Below are 19,290 nucleotides of genomic sequence, written 5' to 3' on the forward strand. Positions count from 1 at the left end.
CCATACTCATGAGTTAGGATATCTCTATCAAACGAGATCTTCCAGGGATTTTACTTATAATATCTTTAGGCTCAATAGCTCTGATCATAGTCTCATAGTTCTTATACTTCTCAATCCATTTTCTAATAATCTTATCAGCGATCTCGTGAGGGTTCTCAGAGCCTGGTATTATTATGGCGTAGGCTAGAGCTCTATCTCTTATAATATCTGGAGGAGCTATAAAGACTCTAGGATATCCTTCTTTAACGATCTCAATACCTATACCTAGTTTAAGTTCTACACCTCTGATCCACTTTCTCTCACCATAGATCATAAAAGATCCTTTTGCAAGATACTCTCCAGAAGGAGGTGATTTAGAAACCTGAGAACCTCTTACATAGTATACATCTATAGATCCATAGCCTAGAGTCCACGCCCTACTATAACAACCTGCTAGAAGAGCTACCTCAGTAATACTTTTTTCACTACCTTTATCGGGATTCTTCAATATAAATACAGAGCCTCCTTGTATATCGGCGTGAAAGAACAGATCTTGCTCCTCAAGATATTTTCTTACAATACTCTCATTCTGGTCAGCATCTCTACCTCCTATAGCGATTAAACCTTCAGAAGTTATATACCAGTGATATCTTTCATACCATTCGATCTTTTTCAAACTTCTGATACTCATGATATCTCTGGACATCTCAATCTCTTTTTTTCTCCTGCTCAGTTTTTCTTCTATGTTTTTCGTTTCATCATCGATTCTTTTAATACTCTTCTCTATCTGAGAAATCTTTTTTCTCAGATCTATGTAGAATTTCTTGAGATCTTCTCTTGGATCAAATTCTAGAGATAGATCTCCTAGACTTAATATAATCTTCATGTTTCGAAATTCGATCTTCATGTTATCAAGATCTTGAGGACATACGCTGGGATTCTTAATATGAGTCTTATAGCATTCAAGTATTTTTTCTAAGTCCAAGTAATTCTTCTCTATAAAAGAAAGATATTCTCTATATGAATTAAGACTCTTCTCAAGATCTTCTCTAGAAGTCTTTAATCTTCCTAAGATCTCTCTAAGCTTTCTAATCTCAGAATCTTCTTGTACTTCTCTTAGAATACTCTTTGTATAGTACTCATCTAGAATACTATTAAAACTATCCCTGGGTTTACAATCTATATCTCTAGATATCGGGGTGATCGAGTAGAAGTCTATAGGATTATTATTCTCGTCATAGACTACGCATGGTCTGGCATTCCTAAGAATTTCTTCTATAAATTTTTCAGCTCTAGCTATGATACCTTCTATCATGCTAAGATCTTGTTTCTTGGGATCAAGATCTCTACCTAGATTCTCTCTATAGAGAAACTCTTCAGAGATTTCTGGAGGTATTCCCAGGCCTATTACAAGACCTCTTATAATATCATAGCCTTTCATAAAATTCTTCAAAAGCTTCTCTCTATCTTTCTCACATAAAATAACACTTCTTGCTGGAGGACTCTTATAGATCAGTCCAGGTCTCAGAATTCTATCTCTGGTTTTCACAACCTTACTAACAGTTTTTATAACTCCGTTTAGGTCTCTAAGGATTATAACTCCTCTCGGTATAAGTTCTAGAGTTAGAATATAACTATCTCTGCCGCATGAGATCTCTATATCTAAGATCCTTTCACAAGGTACTTGTCTGATATCTGATATTCTGCAATCTCTCACGAATCTCCTCATAAGCTCTATGAATCCTTTCATGCTCTCCATATCTCTTCTTTCAAAGATCTCTCTAGTTGAGAGAAACACGTGAGAACCCGGCATAGCAACTAGGTATAGTCTCTCTCCAGAACTACTTCTAAGTCTTATAACTATATCTCCCTTGAATCCATATATGTTATCTATGTATGAGTTTCTAAGCTTTTCAGAGACTTCTCTAACCCATATACTTAAATCAATCCAATTCATATTTTTAATTGACATACTCAATACAATCCTTACCAAGATAAAGGTGGTCTGATGAGTAATATTAGTTATAAGCTGTATCTAATTAGAGTATCTATAGGCGTGATATTCGCATGGATCTACACTTTAGTAAGAAGTCTACTAGCTATAGGTCCAGACCCTATAGACTACATAGTGCTCTCCACATCACTCATGGTTTCAGGAGTGGTTGTAGGAGGATATATATCGAGACTTCTAGGATATCCTTTTAGAAAGTACGTCATAACTCAGATAGCGGTATATTACCTATCAACCGTAATATTATGAAAGTATGAAAGATCTCTGTTAAAAATATTTAGATAGATGATCTAGAGTTCTTCAACGTATATAGGTACCTCGATCCTTAGAATCTTTCCTCTCCTCATGATCTCTAGCTCTACAGATCCTTTATCAATACTATCCTCAACAACTCTCCTCAGATCTATCGCGGTAGCGATCTCTACATCATTTGCTTTCATGATTATATCTCCATCTCTAACACCTCTAGAATAAGCAGGAGCTCCTGGAATAGATCTTACTACTACAACTCCTTTCTTAACACCCACACCTAAGGCTTTCGCGATCTCTTGAGTTAGAGGAGCTACGTACACACCTATCCAAGCTCTCACAGGTCTTCCATACTTAGAGATCATATGTATGAATCTCTTCACATGATTTATAGGTAGTGCAAAACCTATTCCTTGTGCGAAAGGTATTATAGCTGTAGCTACTCCTATAGCCTCGCCCTCTAAATTAACTAGAGGTCCTCCACTGTTGCCAGGATTTATCGCAGCATCTGTCTGTATAAGATCCTCGAGCACTAAATCCGCTTCTCCGAATATCGTTCTTCCCACAGCACTGATAACACCCATTGAGACTGAAGGTCCTGGAAGTCCTAGAGGAGAGCCTATGGCGAAAACTATCTCGCCAACTTTTATCTTATCTGAATCACCCATTCTAAGGATTTTTATATCATCTCTATCTATATGCACTAACGCTAGATCTCTTGATCTATCTCTTGCAATAACAGTACCCTCACCACTAGCTCCGTCAGAATATAATATCTTAACATTTCGAACATCTCCTACAACATGTGCGTTGGTTACAGCAAGTCTCTCGCCAACTATAAAACCTGAACCTACTCCTCTCATAGGCTGTCCAAAACCTATTATACTCCAGAGGTCTACTTTCTCTACAATTATCATTATAACAGATTCCTTAACTCTATCTATAACCTCTGAGATCTCTTTGTTTAAATTCTCTAGAATACCGTTCATAAGAAGACCCTAGTTACAGGCTGTATAGAGGCTTAAAAACTAGATTCTCGAATAATGATCTTCTATGACATTTTAAAAGATTATACAATCTACTGGGGTGCTAAGCCTATGAGGAAGGTTAGAAGAGGTATAGAAGCTGTGTATGGAGGTATAATAATAGCGGTTCTTATATCTATGTTCATAGGCTTCTATGTTATGATACTTAGTAATCAAGAAGAGAGCTATAAAGAGATCATAGGATCTCTCGAGAGGGAGAGAGTAAGAAATATGGAGAACATCGAACTCTCCAAGAGTAATAATTCTCTCATTCTTTACTCCACGACAGGGAGTAGAATTATAATGATCATAGCTAGAGGATCTGATAAAACATACTATCTAGATCTACGTGAAAATCCTCTGGAGGTGCCTGAGAACAGCTATAGAGCAGTACCTTACAATATATCAGAATGGATTCGAAGCATGTGGTCTGAAGGGTTTAAGATATACTTCTTAACAAGCTTGGGCAATATGATAGATCTAAGTTCTTATCTAAGTAGGATCTACAACGGTGGAGATACTATCAATACAGTAGAATCTGGAGGATGTTTCTACTACGACTTCGTATTCGAAGCTTGCAAGGATTGCTACTACATAGTACTTGGTACTTGGAGAGCTTACATACCTTCTACAACTTCTCCGATAACATTCTACGAGATCCCTGTATACGCCTGGGATATTAATAAGAGCTACACGATATTAAAGTCGCCTTATGATACTCTAATATATCTCAGAAAGATATCGGACAACCCTCCGACAAGCTATCCAGTGCTAAGCACATCAAATTGGTTTAATCCTCCATCAATATTAAATCATCCGAATCCATGGGATATGAGTCTGAAGTTTTCCGTGAATATATCATATCCCTGGAATATAAGTACTAGATTTATTCTGGGAGGGGGAAGGACTAATGTTACGTATATTTATAATGGTAGTATTGTTGTAACGGCTGATGTTTACTGGATATATCCTTCTGGTGGGTCTATTGATTTCACTACGAAAAACTATGGATCTTATAACACCACATATAGCTTCCTTGTTGCTGTATATGATAACTATAACTGGAATGTAACTCTATCATATCGGGTGGTTGTAGACACTTACAGAGCTGAGGGGCTTTATTATGATAGAATTGTGACTAATACTAGATCAGTGTATTATCAAGGCTATTATATTACGCTAGGAGATATGGCTGGTGTTAAGTATCTTAATCCTAATGTAATCTCTATTACTAATATCACAGGATCTGTTAATTTCACGTTCTACTCTGAAGGATATGCGGGTAGTGGCGTTCTTGAAGGTAGATGGGATAATATAGTTCGATTAACAATATATATAGATCCTTCTGTTATATCTCTTTCAAATACCACTATATACCGCCCTGATGCTTCAGGGTATATAACGGCTAGCAATGGTTATAGAATCAAGGAGATTATAACTAGAATTAGCTTTAGCAATCCAGAGATTTTCAATCAAGTATCAGGTGCATCAGATCTTCTATCAGGATCTTTTAGAAACACTGATTATAACGGGGGAACCAAAGATTCAGATCTTTTCTCGGAATATATTCTTATGATACTATCTCTTAATTTGAAAGCACTCTACAACCAAAAACCACGTCTACTAACAACTGCTTCGAATCTCATAGTAATTTATACCAGCCGATATCACTCCTCTAGCTCTCTACCATGAGTAGTAAATGCATCATCTCTTTATTGGAAATATCTCGAGGTATATAATGATGCTGAGAATCAGAAGATTTGAGAGATCATATTCACTCTTCTTTCTCCTCCTCAGAGCATTTTCCAGTTATATTCACAGCTCTCATATTCTCGCTAATAATGCTCACGTTGATACATCCATTGAATTCTAGTATGAGAAGATATTTTAGAAATTCTTTGAATGATAGATCTGGAATCTCTCTTCTAACACTCTCGTAAAGCTCTTTATCTCTGCTAGCTCCTCCTGCTTCTCTCAGCTCTTCTAATATAATTCTTAAAACACTAGATCTGTTATACCTGCTCAAACTCTCTTCTCACTCCCTAAGAATACATGGTCGTTGAAATAGTCTTCCTAGGAAGCTTCTGCTTCGCTTTCAAGCCCCAGTTCTCGTAGAACCTGATCATATCTTCAGTTATTGAAGGTCTGATCTTTTCTAGAGCCTTCAGGAAATGTCTCAGCTCAACCCTCGTAGCATTTATATCTTCTCTCAAAGAAGTGAGACCGGCTTCTCTTACTAGAGCTGATATATCAGCACCTGTATAGCCTTCGGTCATTCTAGCTAGATACTCAAGATCAACATCTTCTGCTAGAGGCATCTTCCTAGTGTGAACTTTGAATATCTCTATTCTAGACTTAAGATCTGGTGGTGGGACGTATATAAGCTTGTCAAATCTTCCTGGTCTAAACAACGCTGGATCTATAAGATCCGGTCTATTAGTAGCTCCTATTATAAATACATTCTTCATACTATCAATACCATCTATTTCAGCTAGTAGCTGACTCACAATACTCTCCATAACATGAGTACCTTCACTGAACATCCCTCTTATAGGAAATAAAGCATCGATCTCATCGAAGAATATTATTGCAGGAGAGTAAAGCCTAGCCTTTCTAAAGATCTCTCTAATAGCTCTCTCGCTCTCACCAACCCACTTGCTAAGAAGTTCAGGGCCTTTAACCCATATCATATGAGCGCCACTCTCATTAGCTATAGCTTTGCCTAGAAGTGTTTTCCCCACTCCTGGTGGTCCGTAGAGTAGGATACCTTTGGGAGGTTCTATACCAAGTCTCTTATAGATCTGTGGAGATTTAATAGCCCATTCAATTGATTCTCTAAGTTCCTGCTTTACATCTTCTAATCCTCCTATATCGCTCCATCTAACATCTGGAATCTCTATATAGACCTCTCTAAGACCGCTAGGTATGATTTCTTTATAAGCTTCTAAGAAGTCTGCCATTGAAACCTTTATCTCATCTAGGATCTCTGGATTTATATTATCTCGATCTAGATCATCTATATTTATGGTTCTTCTTATAGTTCTGAGAGCAGCTTCTTTAACAAGTGCTGCTATATCAGCACCAGTATATCCGTGAGTCATCTCAGCAAGCTTCTCAAGATCAACGTCAGAGTCTAGGGGTACATTTCTCGTGTGTATTCTAAGGATCTCGAGTCTTCCACTTTTATCAGGTAGAGGAATTTCTATCTCTCTATCAAATCTTCCAGGTCTTCTGAGAGCAGGATCCACGGCATGGATCCTGTTAGTAGCTCCTATAACAATTACATCACCTCTACCCTGGAGACCGTCCATGAGGGTTAGTAGCTGAGCTACAACTCTTCTCTCAACCTCACCGATAACCTCATCTCTCTTAGGAGCTATAGCATCTATCTCATCAATGAATATTATAGCTGGAGCATTCTTCCTAGCCTCTTCAAATATCTCTCTCAATCTCTGCTCAGATTCTCCATAGAATTTACTCATTATCTCAGGACCGTTTATCGCTATGAAGTAAGCACCACTCTCATTAGCCAGAGCCTTAGCTAGAAGTGTTTTCCCCACTCCTGGTGGTCCGTAGAGTAGGATACCTTTAGGAGGTTCTATACCAAGTCTTCTGAAGATCTCGGGGTATTTAAGAGGTAGTTCTACAAGCTCTCTTACTTTCATAATAATATTCTTCATACCACCTATATCATTATATGTGACCTTGGTAATTCTAGATGTCAGAACAGGTTTCTCAAGAATCTTAAGCTGTGTATCAGATGAGATGTAGACAACACCGGTAGGTCTTGTCTGAACAACTACAAATGCTACTGACTGACCTAGAATAGGTATGTATATTAGATCTCCTTCAACAACAGGATGTTTATCTAGTCTTTTCTTAACAAAATTTATGAAGGATTGATCTACAGATGTTATAGCTGTGTTAGACTGTGAAGGAGCTATCTTAACAATCTTAGCAGGCTGAGCATAAGCTTTTCTAATTATAACTCTCTCGCCTATAGATACATCAGCATTCCTCCTCACTATAGAATCCATCCTAATAATATTAGGATTATCCTCGCCATAGCTAGGCCATACAATTCCAGCAGTCTTTTTTCTACCTTCTATCTCTACAATGTCTCCAGGTTCTAGACCTAGCTCTCTTAATACTGATATATCAATTTTAACCTTCCCCCCAACAACATCTCTATGCTTCAGCTCATCAACTATTAGTATGACCTCTTTCTTCACACCTCTAGATCTCTCACCTTCGCCGGGAGAGCTCTGGGGATTTTCAAAAGGTTCAGGATTACTGCTCAATTCCCTGACCCGCCTATGAATTATTTTATCTAAGAAAGTAGATAAAGTATTGCAGGCTGTTACATTGACCTTTTTAAATCATGAGTGTTGATCTAGAAAACTCTTGATATATACTCGATCTCTACTTCATTAACTCCTTCTACTCCTCTTAGAACACTCTCTAATTCTTCAGTACCTCCTTCGGTCGCTTCTGGAAATACTACGAAGAGTCTGAGAATCTTATAACCATAAGCCAGATCCTCGGATTCGTGTCTGAGAATTCTATACCTCTCAGGAAGAACAGATCTTATCTTTTTCATGATCTCTGAGAAGTCTTGGATAACATCTACCGGATAAATTTTCACAACAGCTATGACATCAGCCATGGAAAACACCTTCTAAGGACCCTCGAAACCACATACAGGGCATCTATATGATATAGCGGCATTTCTACACTTCTTACATCTCCAGATCGTGTATTTACCACAATTAGGACATGTAAAACTCACAGCCTTCTCGTAGGGAGGTATGATTCTTTTACACGATGAACATATTGGTGGTGATATCTCGTCTACTAGAGCCGGTCTCGGGAGTCTTGTAGATAGAGTTGCCACTACTATGACACCTGACACTATTATGGTAAATCCTCTTATAAGCTTGTAGAAATAGTGGAGAGAGGTTTAGCATTCTCGAAATATTTCTTTATATTTCATTTTATAATCAGAGTATTCGGGATTAAGCTGTGGAGGATGTGAAGACATCGAGAGAGTATTTTTTCAGAGAGAGAGTAGAAGTATTTAGACCTGATAAGATTAGCAGCTTAAGAGATCTTCTTCAGAGTATGGCTAAGACAGCTTACCAGGGTAGGAAGCTTGGAGAGATTTTTGAGATTATTAGAAGAATGCTGGAAGACAGGGATCTGATTATATACATGGGTTTAGCAGGTTCTATGGCTACAGCAGGTATGTGGGGTATAATCTCATGGTTTATAGAGAAAGGCTATATAGATGTTCTCGTGTCCACAGGAGCTAACGTGTCCGAGGATATATATGCAGGACTTGGCTTTCCATATGGAAGAGGTTCTCCTTGCACTGATGATGAGCTTCTATTGAAGAATAAGATCGATAGGTTCTATGATGTGTATGCTGATGAGTATATGTATAGAGAGATGGAGAGACTTATAAAAGAGTTTATAATAGATCTTCCAAAAGATCATGTGTATTCATCTGCAGAATTCATGTATCTACTAGGTGCGAGATTAGAAAGACTTGGAGTAGATTCTATAGCTAGAACTTCTTTTAGAAGAAAAACACCTGTATTCGTACCTGCTATAGTAGATTCAGGTTATGGAATAGCATATATACTAGCTTTAAAAGAGAAGGGTTCTAGAATTATAATAGATCAATTCAAAGACTTCGAACAACTCGTAGCAATATCAGAGAGAGCTGGAGATAGTGGTGTCATATATATAGGCGGCGGTGTTCCCAAAGATCTGATACAATTAATTGCAGTAGCCAGAGCCTTAATAGAGGAGATGAGAAGCGGTAGAGAAAGTGTGAGACCTCATAAGTATGCTGTTCAGATTACAACAGATCTACCTCAGTGGGGTGGTTTGAGTGGGGCAACTCTTGAAGAGGCTGTAAGCTGGGGTAAGGTGAGGGTTTCTGATTCAGCTGGTGTTAATGTTGATGCTACAATTGCTCTTCCAATACTCGCAGTAGGTTTGAAGGAGATTAATATACAAAGAGAGAAGAAAGATCTATCTTTTGTGTTTCAAAGCGTAGAGAAATATGTTGAAAAGATCTGATCTTTCTCGGAGGAGAAATATTTTTAATTGTAATATTAGATGGGATCAGGAGTATAAATACAGTTATGTAAAAGGTCCTATAATATCAAGAGATCATGTTGAACTTATATATCAAGCTTTTTTAAAAGGCTTAAGATCTATAGAGATCTCTCTGGATCTAGGGCTTTCAAAAAGTTTAATAGAGATTAGAGGAGAGAATATTTCCATAGAAGGTTTCGAGCTCTCCATAGGTTTTCTACGAGAATATGTTGAAGAAGGTTTTCTATATAAACTGATCGGAGGGAGAATTCAAAGAATAGATCTATATGATAATGGAAGGTATTACAAGCTCAAGCCCGTAGGAATAGATAAAGCTCCTACGATAGAGATAAATGGTATTCAGATGCATAGAACTGTAGGCGTGGATCCTTGGAAAGATTCTCTTTTAAAAGTACTTTCACTAGGAAGATTAAAAGGTCTTAGAGTTCTAGATATATGTACTGGATTAGGATATACAGCTATAAATATTCTGAGAAGAGGATCTGGAGAAGTTATATCTATAGAAGCTGACAAGAATGTTCTTAACATAGCTAGTATGAATCCATGGTCTCAGGATTTGGAAAAGGTTAAAATACTATTGGGAGATGCTGTAGAGGTTGTATCGAGAATCGATGACGAGTGTTTTCACGCTATTCTCCATGATCCTCCGAGAATTAATATTGCTGGAGAGCTTTATAGCGAGAGTTTCTATAAGGAGCTTTACAGGATCCTATCTAGAGGAGGAAGATTATTCCACTACACCGGAGAACCTGGAAGGCATAGCAATATAAGTATTTTGAAGGGTATTAAGAGAAGATTAGAGAAGGCTGGTTTTACAGAGGTTAGATGGGTTGATAAGGCCAAAGGCTTTCTATCGATCAAGCCATAAGCCTACATATAGTATCTGGGTGTGTATCTTGTCTCAGGTTTTTCGATCTCAGATCTTATCTTCTTCTCAAGTACTTCAATAGTCTCAGCATGTTTGAGAAGTTCTGAGACATCTATCTCCATATTGAGAATCTTAGCGATCTTTGATACAGCAATTGCAGAAGCTCTAGGATCAGGTCTGTTCCTCTCGGCATATGGGAGTATAGCTATTGCTGGAAGACCTATTATCTCACTGTACATTAGAAGTGTTGCTAGAGGACCTACTATCATAAGACCTCTATCCATCTGAGGTTCTTCCAGAACTCTCTTTGAATAGCTATTACCAATCCATCTAAGCTGATCTTCGGGAGATTTTCTTACTTCAGAATCTAATCCTCCTACTAGAATCATCTCTGAGAAATTATTTTTATAAGCCCATTTAACCACTGTTTCTGCGAAAGCATCCTTATCAACAGGAGGTGGTACTGCCTGGTTGACTAGTACAAATAGTTTCCCCTCTTGATCTGAATATATCTCATGAGGAAAGCTAAATCTGATCTCAGGTTCAATAGATATTGTATCAGGCATGAATCTCGTTATAATGAATCCAATCCTCTTCAATCTAAGAGTTTCTACGATATATTTAGTTGTTATATATCCTGTAGCTCCAAATCCTGGAAATCCTGTGATTAGTATCGGATTCTTACTCGATGATAATGCATCCTTGTATATATAGATCCTCACATTTCTACTTTCTCTAAATACTTCCAACATCCCTCCCTATTAAATACTGCAACACCCCTTATATAGTGGAGCATTTCATCAGGTGATAGAAGAAGTCTTCCTATAGCTAGTAATCTATCACTTTCATCTACCACCAGTGCTATATCCCAGGGTCTGAGCTCTCGATCTACTTCTAGAACATGTCTAGCAAACACACTACCTCCGAGACTGATCTCTCTGGAGATCTCATTGATCACTATCACTCGAAGTTGGGGTGATGCTACATGATTTTTAATTCTAAGTCCTCCAACGCATGTTGGGATAATCCTGTGATCTGATGCTCTCACTGTTAGAACCAGACCTTCTGAATCTTCAACTCCTCTAATTCTTCCGGTAGTCTTTGACACTAGTAGATAACTCTCATCATTTATAAGGATCTCTCCCACTCCTGGTTTAAACTGGTAGTCTGCAAGAGCTCTCAGTATTCTAATACTCTCTCTAGAAGCTTTAATCCTGATCATGATATCTACACATGTTGTATGCCAATCTCTTTTTGAGAAGATCTCATAAACTGATCTGTTTCAGCTATTCTACTAGGTCTCTTCATAACTTTTTCAACAGCTTTGAGAAAATCATCATATACTATATAATCTCTCCCAGCTCTAATAGCCATATACCCAGCCTCAGTACATATAGCTTTAATATCAGCTCCCGAAGCTCCTTCTGTTAGATCTGCAAGCTTCTCTAGATCTACATCACCTCTTATATTAAGCTTTCTCATATGAACCTTGAAGATCTCTATCCTACCTCTCTTATCAGGTAGAGGTATGTAGAGTATTCTATCAAATCTCCCAGGTCTTAGAAGAGCTGGATCTAATACATCGATTCTATTAGTTGTAGCGATAATCTTAACCCTATCAAGAGGATTAAACCCGTCTATCTCTGCTAACAACTGAGTTAAAGTTCTATGAATCTCTCTCTCCCCACTCGTTCCAATATCAAGTCTTTTAGCTGCTATAGCATCTATCTCATCTATTAGAACTATTGATGGAGCTTTCCTCCTAGCTAGAGAGAATATTTCTCTCACAATTCTAGCACCTTCACCAATATATTTCTGTGCGAGTTCTGAAGCTACTAGTCTTATAAAAGTAGCATTAGTCTCACCAGCAACAGCTCTGGCTAGAAGTGTTTTTCCCACTCCTGGTGGTCCGTATAGTAGGATACCTTTAGGAGGTTCTATACCAAGTCTTCTGAAGATCTCTGGATCTCTGAGAGGTAGTTCTACAACTTCTCTTAATTCTCGGATCTGCTCTTCTAAACCTCCTATATCACTATACCTTGTGGAAGGTCTTTCCTCTATCTCCATAGCTCTCACCATAGGATCCTCTCTGAATCCTAGAACTTCAACAATTTCAGAACCTCTATTATTAAGAAGAACCGAGACCATAGGCTTGAGCATGTTTCTATCGATTCTCTTACTAATCTCTACAACGAGTGTAGGTCCTGTAGAACTTCTCACAAGAGCTCTACCATCTGGAAGCATTTCAAGAAAAATAGCTTCTACTAATGGTGGTTGCAGAAGTTTCTCAAGCTCGCTTCTACAATGCTCCAACTCTTCTCTAAGTCTGAGATACTCTCTCTTGATATTTTTCAGCTCACTCTCTAGATAAGATATGTAAGACCCCAGATCTCTGTCTATGATCTCTTCAATACCTTCATCATTCTCGCCGGACACCTATAATCCCAATCATAGAACTATGTATATAAACGATTAAAAATATTACAATCAGAAACTTCGTAGCCTTCTTAAACTAGAAGGGATGACACTTTCTGAAGTGAAAGATCTTGATTCTAATTAGAAGAAGATCTAGTTGTAATAAAACCAGTATTATTCAAAAGGATCTTTTAAAAGATCGTACGTTTAAAATAAATTCGAGATAGCTTAAATATATATGAAACGTGAAGATCAATGAGTGCAGAGAAAGAAGCTGGGATAAGTAGAACAGAGACTAGTTCGAGAAGGAAGAAGAAGTATTATAGAAAGTTAACTAAAATACAATATATACTCTTAAGAGAAGCATTGTCAAATCCAAGATTTGAACTCGTAAAAGAGGTAATGCCAGCTCTAGGTCTTGAGAACACACCATATAGTTCTCTAGTTAGAATCGCAAGAGATATAGCGTTTAGGAAAGATCTGCTAGGTCTAGCGTTTAGCCCTTATAGAGCTGATCTAGAGAGATATGTTGTAGCTTTTAAACTTAAAGGAGAATTTGAGAGAAGTAGCGCGATTGATGTTGCGAGATTTCTGCCTTATAATTACTGGATTAAGAGTATAACAATAAGCACAATGCCTATGGGAGATACGAGAGTGTACTATCTAATACCAAGAGGCGAGAATATGAATACCATAGTTGAGAAGCTACGCAAGTCAGAGATAATAGATGATAAGGAATCTATATTTGTTCATAAAATGGATCTCTCATACTATCAAGTTCCAGATCTAGCTAAATACTGTCCAGATCACAGAAAATGTCCTCTCAGCATTGAAGAAACATTTAAGATAATAGATAAAGAAGGTTTGAAAGAACCTGACACGAGCGAGTTAGAAGATCTAGATCCAAGACCACCACCAGATGTAATAGATGTAGTTCTAATGTCTCTTCTAGAAGTTAAGTATACATTCTCACCCCGATGGCTTAGCAGAGGAGGACCTCTTATGATAGGAGTTGAAAAAGCTAGATATCACTTCTTAAAGCACATAAGAAATAAATATCTTCTAGGAGCATATCTCAGAAGACCTCTAAATCCTAGAGCTGAGCTAATGTACACCTTCATAATAAGAGGAGGAGAAACACTTAAACTAGGATACACACTCTCAAGAACACCATATGCAAATGTTCTATGCGATCCTCTGAATGTATGTGTTATAACTTTCTGGATAAGATCCGAGGATATATCTAAAGTAGATCAGTTAATAAGCAGGTATAACGTTAGAATCGTTAGACAAGATCAAAGAGTAATCCTACCTGAAGAAGCTGAAGGTAAGACCTTAAGATCTCTTAGAGTAGGATTTCCAATTCATTGTTATTCTATTAAAGGCAGGAGATGGTATACACTTAAAGAATCCGAGAAAAATGTCACGAAAAACATACGTAGATTAAAGAAGAAATTCAAAAAAGCTCAATGGACCGAGTTTCTAGTTCCACAATACCTCTCATAGCATTATGATAGCAGATGTCTATGTCAGCCTTCAGTCCATGGACTAGTATCTTTAAAGCCTGTAGGCTGTACACTTATATTTGATACCACAGCAAATAGTGTGAGAGCTAGCGGTACTGTTTTTACTGCTACTCCTGCTATCTTTAAAGCTTTCATTTTTCTTGTGTTCTTCATATCTATCACGGTTACATCTTTCTACTACTCACTATGATACACATCACTCTCTCTTGATTATATTCTGATCTGCTTCTATGCTTTGATCTCTTATGTTTTCCGGCTTACCTCGTGTTCTATTATCTTTTCTTCGGTTTGAGAGCGGTTTTTTCCAGTCCTATCTTATAGTTTCTTTGATTAGCTTTCCCTCTTCTCCTATTAGTACTAGTATTATTCCTAGTATTGTTAGTGGATTTGTATCTCTTGTGAGAGTTCTGCTATGGATTTTCTTTCCTAGTATCTGTTCTTCTTTTGTTAATGCTTGTTCTCCTGATGGTATTACTACTAGTATGCTTCTTTTATTAAGTAGTTCTAGGCTTTCTTCTATGGGTTTTGATTCTTCTGTTTTCTGGAATATTACTATTTCATCTGGTTTGTATATTTCGATTACATCTTTAATATCTGGGAGAACGATCATAGGTATATTGTTTTTATACGCGATTCTCCACGCTTCTGGAACTCCTGATTGTGCTGCAAGACCTGTTGGTCTTGTTATGACTGGTGTTATAGATTCTCTATGTATGAATGATGATACGACTTTTATGAATTCTACCACGAGATAAGGACTTGCAGGAGCGTGGAGATCTATGATGAATCTTCTCTCGTTTAGGTTCATTACAAGCTCTACCATTATAATTCTCATAGTTCTTATATATTACAATTCTCTAGATCTCTATATACTAATCGCTTCGAATATGATACTGGTATTACCATGCTTATTATGCATATGATGATCCCGGGTCTTCTAGTTAAAATCCTCCTATGCTAATATCATCTATAGAATAGTCATCTGATAAGACTTGTGGTGGCTGTAGTGGATTTAGAGAAGAGAGGTAGGATGTCAAAGAGTGGAGGTGATCTACTAAAGTATATTAGAAAGAGTAATACTTCTAATACTGATACCGAGGTCAGAGATCGACAGGTTGTCGGTGGCGAAGGAGTTATTCAGAGTATTACAGAGGATCAGAGTATTCTGAGTGGTAATAGTAATTCTAGCGATAGTAGTAAGAATATGGCTGCTAATGTAAATATAATTACTATCGACAGGGTGAACACAGACCCTCCTCTACAACTAGAAGAAGTTTCATACGCTGAAGATGCATATGTTCTCGAGGTATCATATGATGGAGCTAGTGGTAGAGCTGTCGTTTATCTATATGATGAGAATAGTGGTAAGCTGAAGATCTATAGAGATAGATCTGGTCATAAACCTTATTTCTATGTTGATCTAGATCCTACGAGAGTTAGAGAGATTCTTAAAGAAGATGTTAGAGGGGTTGTAGATATCTATAGAGTGAGTAAAATGAATCTTCTAAAAGGAAAGATCGAGAGTAAAACAAAGATAGTTGTATCAGATCCTTTGATTGTTAGAAAGATTAGAGATAAGTTTCAGAATTATTGGGAGGCGAATATAAAATATCATCATAACTACATATATGATGAAGGTATCATACCAGGGCTTAGACATAAGATTTTAAATGGAAAGATAGAACCTGTTTACTCAGTTGATTTAAAGAAAATAGAAGAAGAAGTTAATAAAGTATTCTCCGAAGAACCTGAGGAGATTAGAAGAGAAGCTATCTCATGGTATATACTCTTCGAGGAAAAACCTCCTAAGATTAGGAGAGCTGCCATAGATATAGAGGTATTCACCCCGGTGAGAACTAGAGTTCCTAATCCTAAGACTGCTGAGTATCCTATTGTAAGTATTGCTATTAGCGATAGTGATGGTAGGAATATTGTTTTTGTTCTAATGAGAGAAGGTATAGGATCTCTAGATGAGATTAGAGATCTAGGTGAGAATGCTGAGATTCGTGTGTATAAGAATGAGAAGGATCTGATTCTGGATTTCTTTAGCATAGCAAGTACTTATCCGGTGATAATAACGTTCAATGGTGAAGCATTCGATCTACCTTATCTCTACGAGAGAGCTCTTAGACTTGGTATTGATAGAAATGTGATACCTATAGTATTCAAGGAGACACATGCCACATTTAGGACAGCTCTCCATGTAGACCTCTACAAATTCTTTAGAAATAAATCTATACAGAACTACGCTCTAGAAGGTAAGTATAAGGAGTTCACATTAGATGCTGTAGCTACAGCGATCCTAGGTGTGGGTAAGATCTCTCATGAGGAGGGTGTTGGTAGAATGAGTATTGGGAAGCTGGTGAGATACAATCTCAGAGATGCTCAGCTAACACTACAACTAACCTTATACCAGGACGAGCTTATATGGAAGCTGATAATACTTCTCATGAGAATATCAAAACTAGGTTTGGAAGATGTGACGAGAACACAGGTATCTACATGGATTAAGAATCTATTCTATTGGGAGCATAGAAGGAAGAACTATTTCATCCCCAGCGAGAGAGAAATTAGAGAGAGTAAATCTAAGAAAACAACAGAAGCTGTGATAAAAGGTAAGAAATATGCTGGAGCAATAGTTATAGAACCTCCTCAAGGTGTTTTCTTCAAGGTTGCAGTTCTAGATTTCGCCTCTCTATACCCGAGTATAATTAAGAGATGGAATCTAAGCTATGAAACAATAGATCCAGAGCCTGGAAGATGTAGAAATGTGAGAGATATATTCGATGAAAGAGATCTTAAGATACATGAGGTGTGCATGGATAGACCAGGGATCACAGCATTTATAATAGGACTTCTTAGAGACTTTAGAGTTAGAATTTTTAAGAAGAAGAGTAAAAGCAAGGATCTGGATCCTTCTACGAAGAGCTGGTACGATGTTGTTCAAAGAGCTTTAAAAGTATATGTAAATGCTGCATATGGTGTGTTTGGTCATGAGAATTTCCCACTATTCGCGGTTCCAGTAGCTGAGAGTGTCACGGCTCTAGGAAGGATGATCATTACCAGAACTATGGAGAAGGCTAGAGAGCTAGGACTCTTAGTATTATATGGAGATACAGACTCGCTATTCCTATGGGATCCAGAGCCTGAGAAACTTAACCAGCTTCGAGAATGGGTTCTCAAATCTTTCGGATTAGATCTTGAGATCGATAAAGAGTTTAGATTTGTAGCATTCTCTCTCAAGAAGAATTACTTCGGAGTGACAACTCAGGGTTCTATAGAGATTAAAGGCTTGGTTGGTAAGAAGAAGAACACCCCTAAATTTGCTAGAGAAGCTTTTGGAGAGATTCTTAAGAAGATAAGCTCTGTAGAGAAGCCTGAAGAGATAATCAAGGTGAGAGAGTGGATTAAAGACATGGTTCATGATATATATATGAAGCTTAAGCACTATGAATATACTCTAGAGGATATGTCTTTTACAATGATGCTGAGCAAGGATGTTAGAGAGTATACCAAGACAACACCACAACATGTTAAAGCAGCTCTAATGCTACTGAGAGAAGGTATAAAAATATCAGCAGGAGATAATATTATTTTTGTGAAAGTAAGAGGTAGAGAAGGGGTTAAACCTATACAGCTTGCAAAGATCTCTGAAATAGATCTGGATAAATATATTGAGATACTGAGAACAACACTAGAACAGATCATGCTTCCTCTAAGTATAGACTGGGATGAGATATCAGGATCTATTCTGAAGCTTCATAGATTTATAGAAAGTTAGGATCTCTAGAAATTAAATGCTAGATCAAAAAATGAGAAGAATCTATTTCTTAAATTCCTCAATAACCATCATAGTCGTAGTAGATCTTATCTTTGGTATTCTTCTCACATGTTTTACAACAATTTCTCTAAGCTCATCTTGTGTCTGAGCTTCTATAACTGCTACAATATCATATACTCCATATACAAGGTATGTTTCTTTTATGTTAGGAATCTCTCTAAGCTTGCTTAAAACCTCTTCTTCACTTCCAATTTCTATATTTATCAGGACAAGAGCTTTCTGGGGCATAAAGCTATCCCAAAAATATATTTTTATTAAGGTATTAATAGTTTTATTGATTTTAGAGGAGTAGGATTTGAAGAAAGAAAGTAGGATCTTACATATATACGGATCATCTAGTGATAATTTGAGGAATGTGTATATATTTACAGTATTCAGAGGTTCTACAGGAATCGAGTACATGGATATAATAGAAGAAGAGAGACTTGATAAAGCGCTTGAGATGTTCTCTAGAAAAGATGTATTCAAAGAGATCAAATATTATTTCATTAGCGAGAAACTTTCATCATATGAAAAACTAGAGAAGCTTAGAGAAATACTGGGTAGAAGTGGATTGCGTGAGATATCTAGAGAAGAGCTTCTGAAGATGAAGATATTTGAAGAGGATTTTGAGAAGGTTTTAGATAAGATCCTTCTATTCTGTGAGAGGAAATCTTATATAGCTGGGTAGGATAATATAGTGAGGCTTCATAATGACGTCAGAGCAGAGTTTTCATCCTAGGATTCGTATTGAAAAGAGAAATGAGAAAGAGCTTATATTCTATCTCGAGGAAAGAGATCTTCATTCACTACCTAATATGATATCTAAACTAGCTCTTCAAAAACCTCATGTAGTTTACGCTGCATACACCATAGATCATCCTCTCATATCTTTTCCTAGAATATCTATAGTAACAGACGGTGAGAGAGATCCTGTGGAAGTTCTCATAGAAGTACTTAGAGAAGCGAAAGAATATGCTGTAAAGCTTAAGAAAGTCTTTGGAGAGATTCTTACTGAGTAAAAATCATATGCTGAATAGATCTATAGATAAGAAGAAACTTGAGAAAATACTTGAAGAAGTACCTGGATTCAGGAAGCCTAGTAAGAGATTTGAACAGTATATAACTCCCTCAAGAATTGTATCAGAGATCATAATCCAAGCTCTTCTAAGAGGAGATCTAGAAGGTGTCATAGCAGATCTAGGGTGTGGAACCGGTAGAATAAGTCTCGCAGCAGGATTAGCTGGTGGTAGCAGGATTCTCTGTATAGA

The 19,290-nt window shown here is 37.3% G+C and carries 21 protein-coding genes; 9 read left to right on the top strand and 12 right to left on the bottom strand.

The window, feature by feature from the left end; genetic code table 11:
* Positions 1-13: 13 nt before the first annotated feature.
* Positions 14-1,951 carry a ribosome rescue protein RqcH gene (gene rqcH, locus QXS89_01555; GenBank protein MEM3830870.1) on the bottom strand — a complete coding sequence of 646 codons (1,938 nt, stop codon included), beginning with the start codon at positions 1,949-1,951 and terminating at the stop codon, positions 14-16.
* 36 nt (positions 1,952-1,987) lie between these two features.
* On the opposite strand from rqcH, the gene QXS89_01560 reads away from it, so the two are divergent.
* A complete protein-coding gene (locus tag QXS89_01560; GenBank protein ID MEM3830871.1) occupies positions 1,988-2,239 on the top strand; it encodes a hypothetical protein in 252 nt (83 codons plus the stop codon).
* Between the two features lie 41 nt (positions 2,240-2,280).
* Here QXS89_01560 and QXS89_01565 read toward each other — a convergent pair whose 3' ends face one another.
* Positions 2,281-3,228, bottom strand: coding sequence for a trypsin-like peptidase domain-containing protein (locus QXS89_01565; GenBank protein ID MEM3830872.1), 948 nt, complete (start codon positions 3,226-3,228; stop codon positions 2,281-2,283).
* Between the two features lie 108 nt (positions 3,229-3,336).
* Between QXS89_01565 and QXS89_01570 the strand changes: the two genes are divergently transcribed.
* Positions 3,337-4,956 carry a hypothetical protein gene (locus QXS89_01570; protein MEM3830873.1) on the top strand — a complete coding sequence of 540 codons (1,620 nt, stop codon included), beginning with the start codon at positions 3,337-3,339 and terminating at the stop codon, positions 4,954-4,956.
* Between the two features lie 82 nt (positions 4,957-5,038).
* Here the strand turns inward: QXS89_01570 and QXS89_01575 are convergent, their stop codons facing one another.
* From QXS89_01575 to QXS89_01590, 4 genes are all read right to left on the bottom strand, one after another.
* Positions 5,039-5,290, bottom strand: a complete 252-nt coding sequence (locus QXS89_01575) for a hypothetical protein (GenBank protein ID MEM3830874.1) — start codon at positions 5,288-5,290, stop codon at positions 5,039-5,041.
* 16 nt (positions 5,291-5,306) lie between these two features.
* Positions 5,307-7,496 (bottom strand): CDC48 family AAA ATPase, encoded by a 2,190-nt coding sequence (locus tag QXS89_01580; protein MEM3830875.1) that lies wholly within the window; start codon positions 7,494-7,496, stop codon positions 5,307-5,309.
* A 161-nt stretch (positions 7,497-7,657) separates the two neighbouring features.
* On the bottom strand, positions 7,658-7,930 hold the full coding sequence (locus QXS89_01585) for an elongation factor 1-beta (GenBank protein ID MEM3830876.1): 273 nt from the start codon (positions 7,928-7,930) through the stop codon (positions 7,658-7,660).
* Between the two features lie 12 nt (positions 7,931-7,942).
* Positions 7,943-8,176, bottom strand: a complete 234-nt coding sequence (locus tag QXS89_01590; protein MEM3830877.1) for a zinc finger domain-containing protein — start codon at positions 8,174-8,176, stop codon at positions 7,943-7,945.
* Positions 8,177-8,286: 110 nt separating this feature from the next.
* Between QXS89_01590 and QXS89_01595 the strand changes: the two genes are divergently transcribed.
* Both QXS89_01595 and QXS89_01600 read left to right on the top strand, forming a co-directional pair.
* On the top strand, positions 8,287-9,351 hold the full coding sequence (locus QXS89_01595) for a deoxyhypusine synthase family protein (protein MEM3830878.1): 1,065 nt from the start codon (positions 8,287-8,289) through the stop codon (positions 9,349-9,351).
* Positions 9,335-10,258 carry a methyltransferase domain-containing protein gene (locus QXS89_01600; GenBank protein ID MEM3830879.1) on the top strand — a complete coding sequence of 308 codons (924 nt, stop codon included), beginning with the start codon at positions 9,335-9,337 and terminating at the stop codon, positions 10,256-10,258. The genes QXS89_01595 and QXS89_01600 overlap by 17 nt, the downstream gene beginning before the upstream one ends.
* 2 nt (positions 10,259-10,260) lie before the next feature.
* Here QXS89_01600 and QXS89_01605 read toward each other — a convergent pair whose 3' ends face one another.
* The 3 genes from QXS89_01605 to QXS89_01615 are packed head-to-tail and all read right to left on the bottom strand — an operon-like array spanning position 10,261 to position 12,670.
* Positions 10,261-11,010 carry a PAC2 family protein gene (locus tag QXS89_01605; protein MEM3830880.1) on the bottom strand — a complete coding sequence of 250 codons (750 nt, stop codon included), beginning with the start codon at positions 11,008-11,010 and terminating at the stop codon, positions 10,261-10,263.
* Positions 10,977-11,480, bottom strand: coding sequence for a PUA domain-containing protein (locus tag QXS89_01610; GenBank protein ID MEM3830881.1), 504 nt, complete (start codon positions 11,478-11,480; stop codon positions 10,977-10,979). Before QXS89_01610 ends, QXS89_01605 begins: the two co-directional genes overlap by 34 nt.
* A gap of 5 nt (positions 11,481-11,485) precedes the next feature.
* Entirely contained in the window at positions 11,486-12,670 is a 1,185-nt protein-coding gene (locus QXS89_01615) for a proteasome-activating nucleotidase (GenBank protein ID MEM3830882.1), read from the bottom strand.
* 258 nt (positions 12,671-12,928) lie between these two features.
* Here QXS89_01615 and QXS89_01620 point away from each other — a divergent pair, with 258 nt between their 5' ends.
* A complete protein-coding gene (locus QXS89_01620) occupies positions 12,929-14,179 on the top strand; it encodes a hypothetical protein (GenBank protein ID MEM3830883.1) in 1,251 nt (416 codons plus the stop codon).
* Between the two features lie 23 nt (positions 14,180-14,202).
* On the opposite strand, the gene QXS89_01625 is transcribed toward QXS89_01620, so the two are convergent.
* Together QXS89_01625 and QXS89_01630 are read right to left on the bottom strand one after the other, a co-directional pair.
* Positions 14,203-14,352: a hypothetical protein gene (locus QXS89_01625; protein MEM3830884.1), complete on the bottom strand. Its 150-nt coding sequence runs from the start codon at positions 14,350-14,352 to the stop codon at positions 14,203-14,205.
* A gap of 157 nt (positions 14,353-14,509) precedes the next feature.
* Positions 14,510-15,007 (bottom strand): RecB-family nuclease, encoded by a 498-nt coding sequence (locus tag QXS89_01630; protein ID MEM3830885.1) that lies wholly within the window; start codon positions 15,005-15,007, stop codon positions 14,510-14,512.
* A 198-nt stretch (positions 15,008-15,205) separates the two neighbouring features.
* On the opposite strand from QXS89_01630, the gene QXS89_01635 reads away from it, so the two are divergent.
* Positions 15,206-17,980 (top strand): DNA-directed DNA polymerase I, encoded by a 2,775-nt coding sequence (locus QXS89_01635; GenBank protein ID MEM3830886.1) that lies wholly within the window; start codon positions 15,206-15,208, stop codon positions 17,978-17,980.
* A gap of 42 nt (positions 17,981-18,022) precedes the next feature.
* Here QXS89_01635 and QXS89_01640 read toward each other — a convergent pair whose 3' ends face one another.
* Positions 18,023-18,268: an Lrp/AsnC ligand binding domain-containing protein gene (locus QXS89_01640; protein ID MEM3830887.1), complete on the bottom strand. Its 246-nt coding sequence runs from the start codon at positions 18,266-18,268 to the stop codon at positions 18,023-18,025.
* Between the two features lie 67 nt (positions 18,269-18,335).
* On the opposite strand from QXS89_01640, the gene QXS89_01645 reads away from it, so the two are divergent.
* From QXS89_01645 to QXS89_01655, 3 genes are all read left to right on the top strand, one after another.
* Positions 18,336-18,710: a hypothetical protein gene (locus QXS89_01645; protein ID MEM3830888.1), complete on the top strand. Its 375-nt coding sequence runs from the start codon at positions 18,336-18,338 to the stop codon at positions 18,708-18,710.
* A gap of 22 nt (positions 18,711-18,732) precedes the next feature.
* Positions 18,733-19,041 (top strand): DNA-directed RNA polymerase subunit L, encoded by a 309-nt coding sequence (locus QXS89_01650; protein ID MEM3830889.1) that lies wholly within the window; start codon positions 18,733-18,735, stop codon positions 19,039-19,041.
* Positions 19,042-19,048: 7 nt separating this feature from the next.
* Positions 19,049-19,290: hypothetical protein (locus tag QXS89_01655; GenBank protein ID MEM3830890.1), on the top strand; the 242-nt coding region annotated here is incomplete at its 3' end.

It is taken from the genome of Sulfolobales archaeon (assembly GCA_038881635.1).
Lineage (GTDB): Archaea > Thermoproteota > Thermoprotei_A > Sulfolobales > AG1 > WYEN01.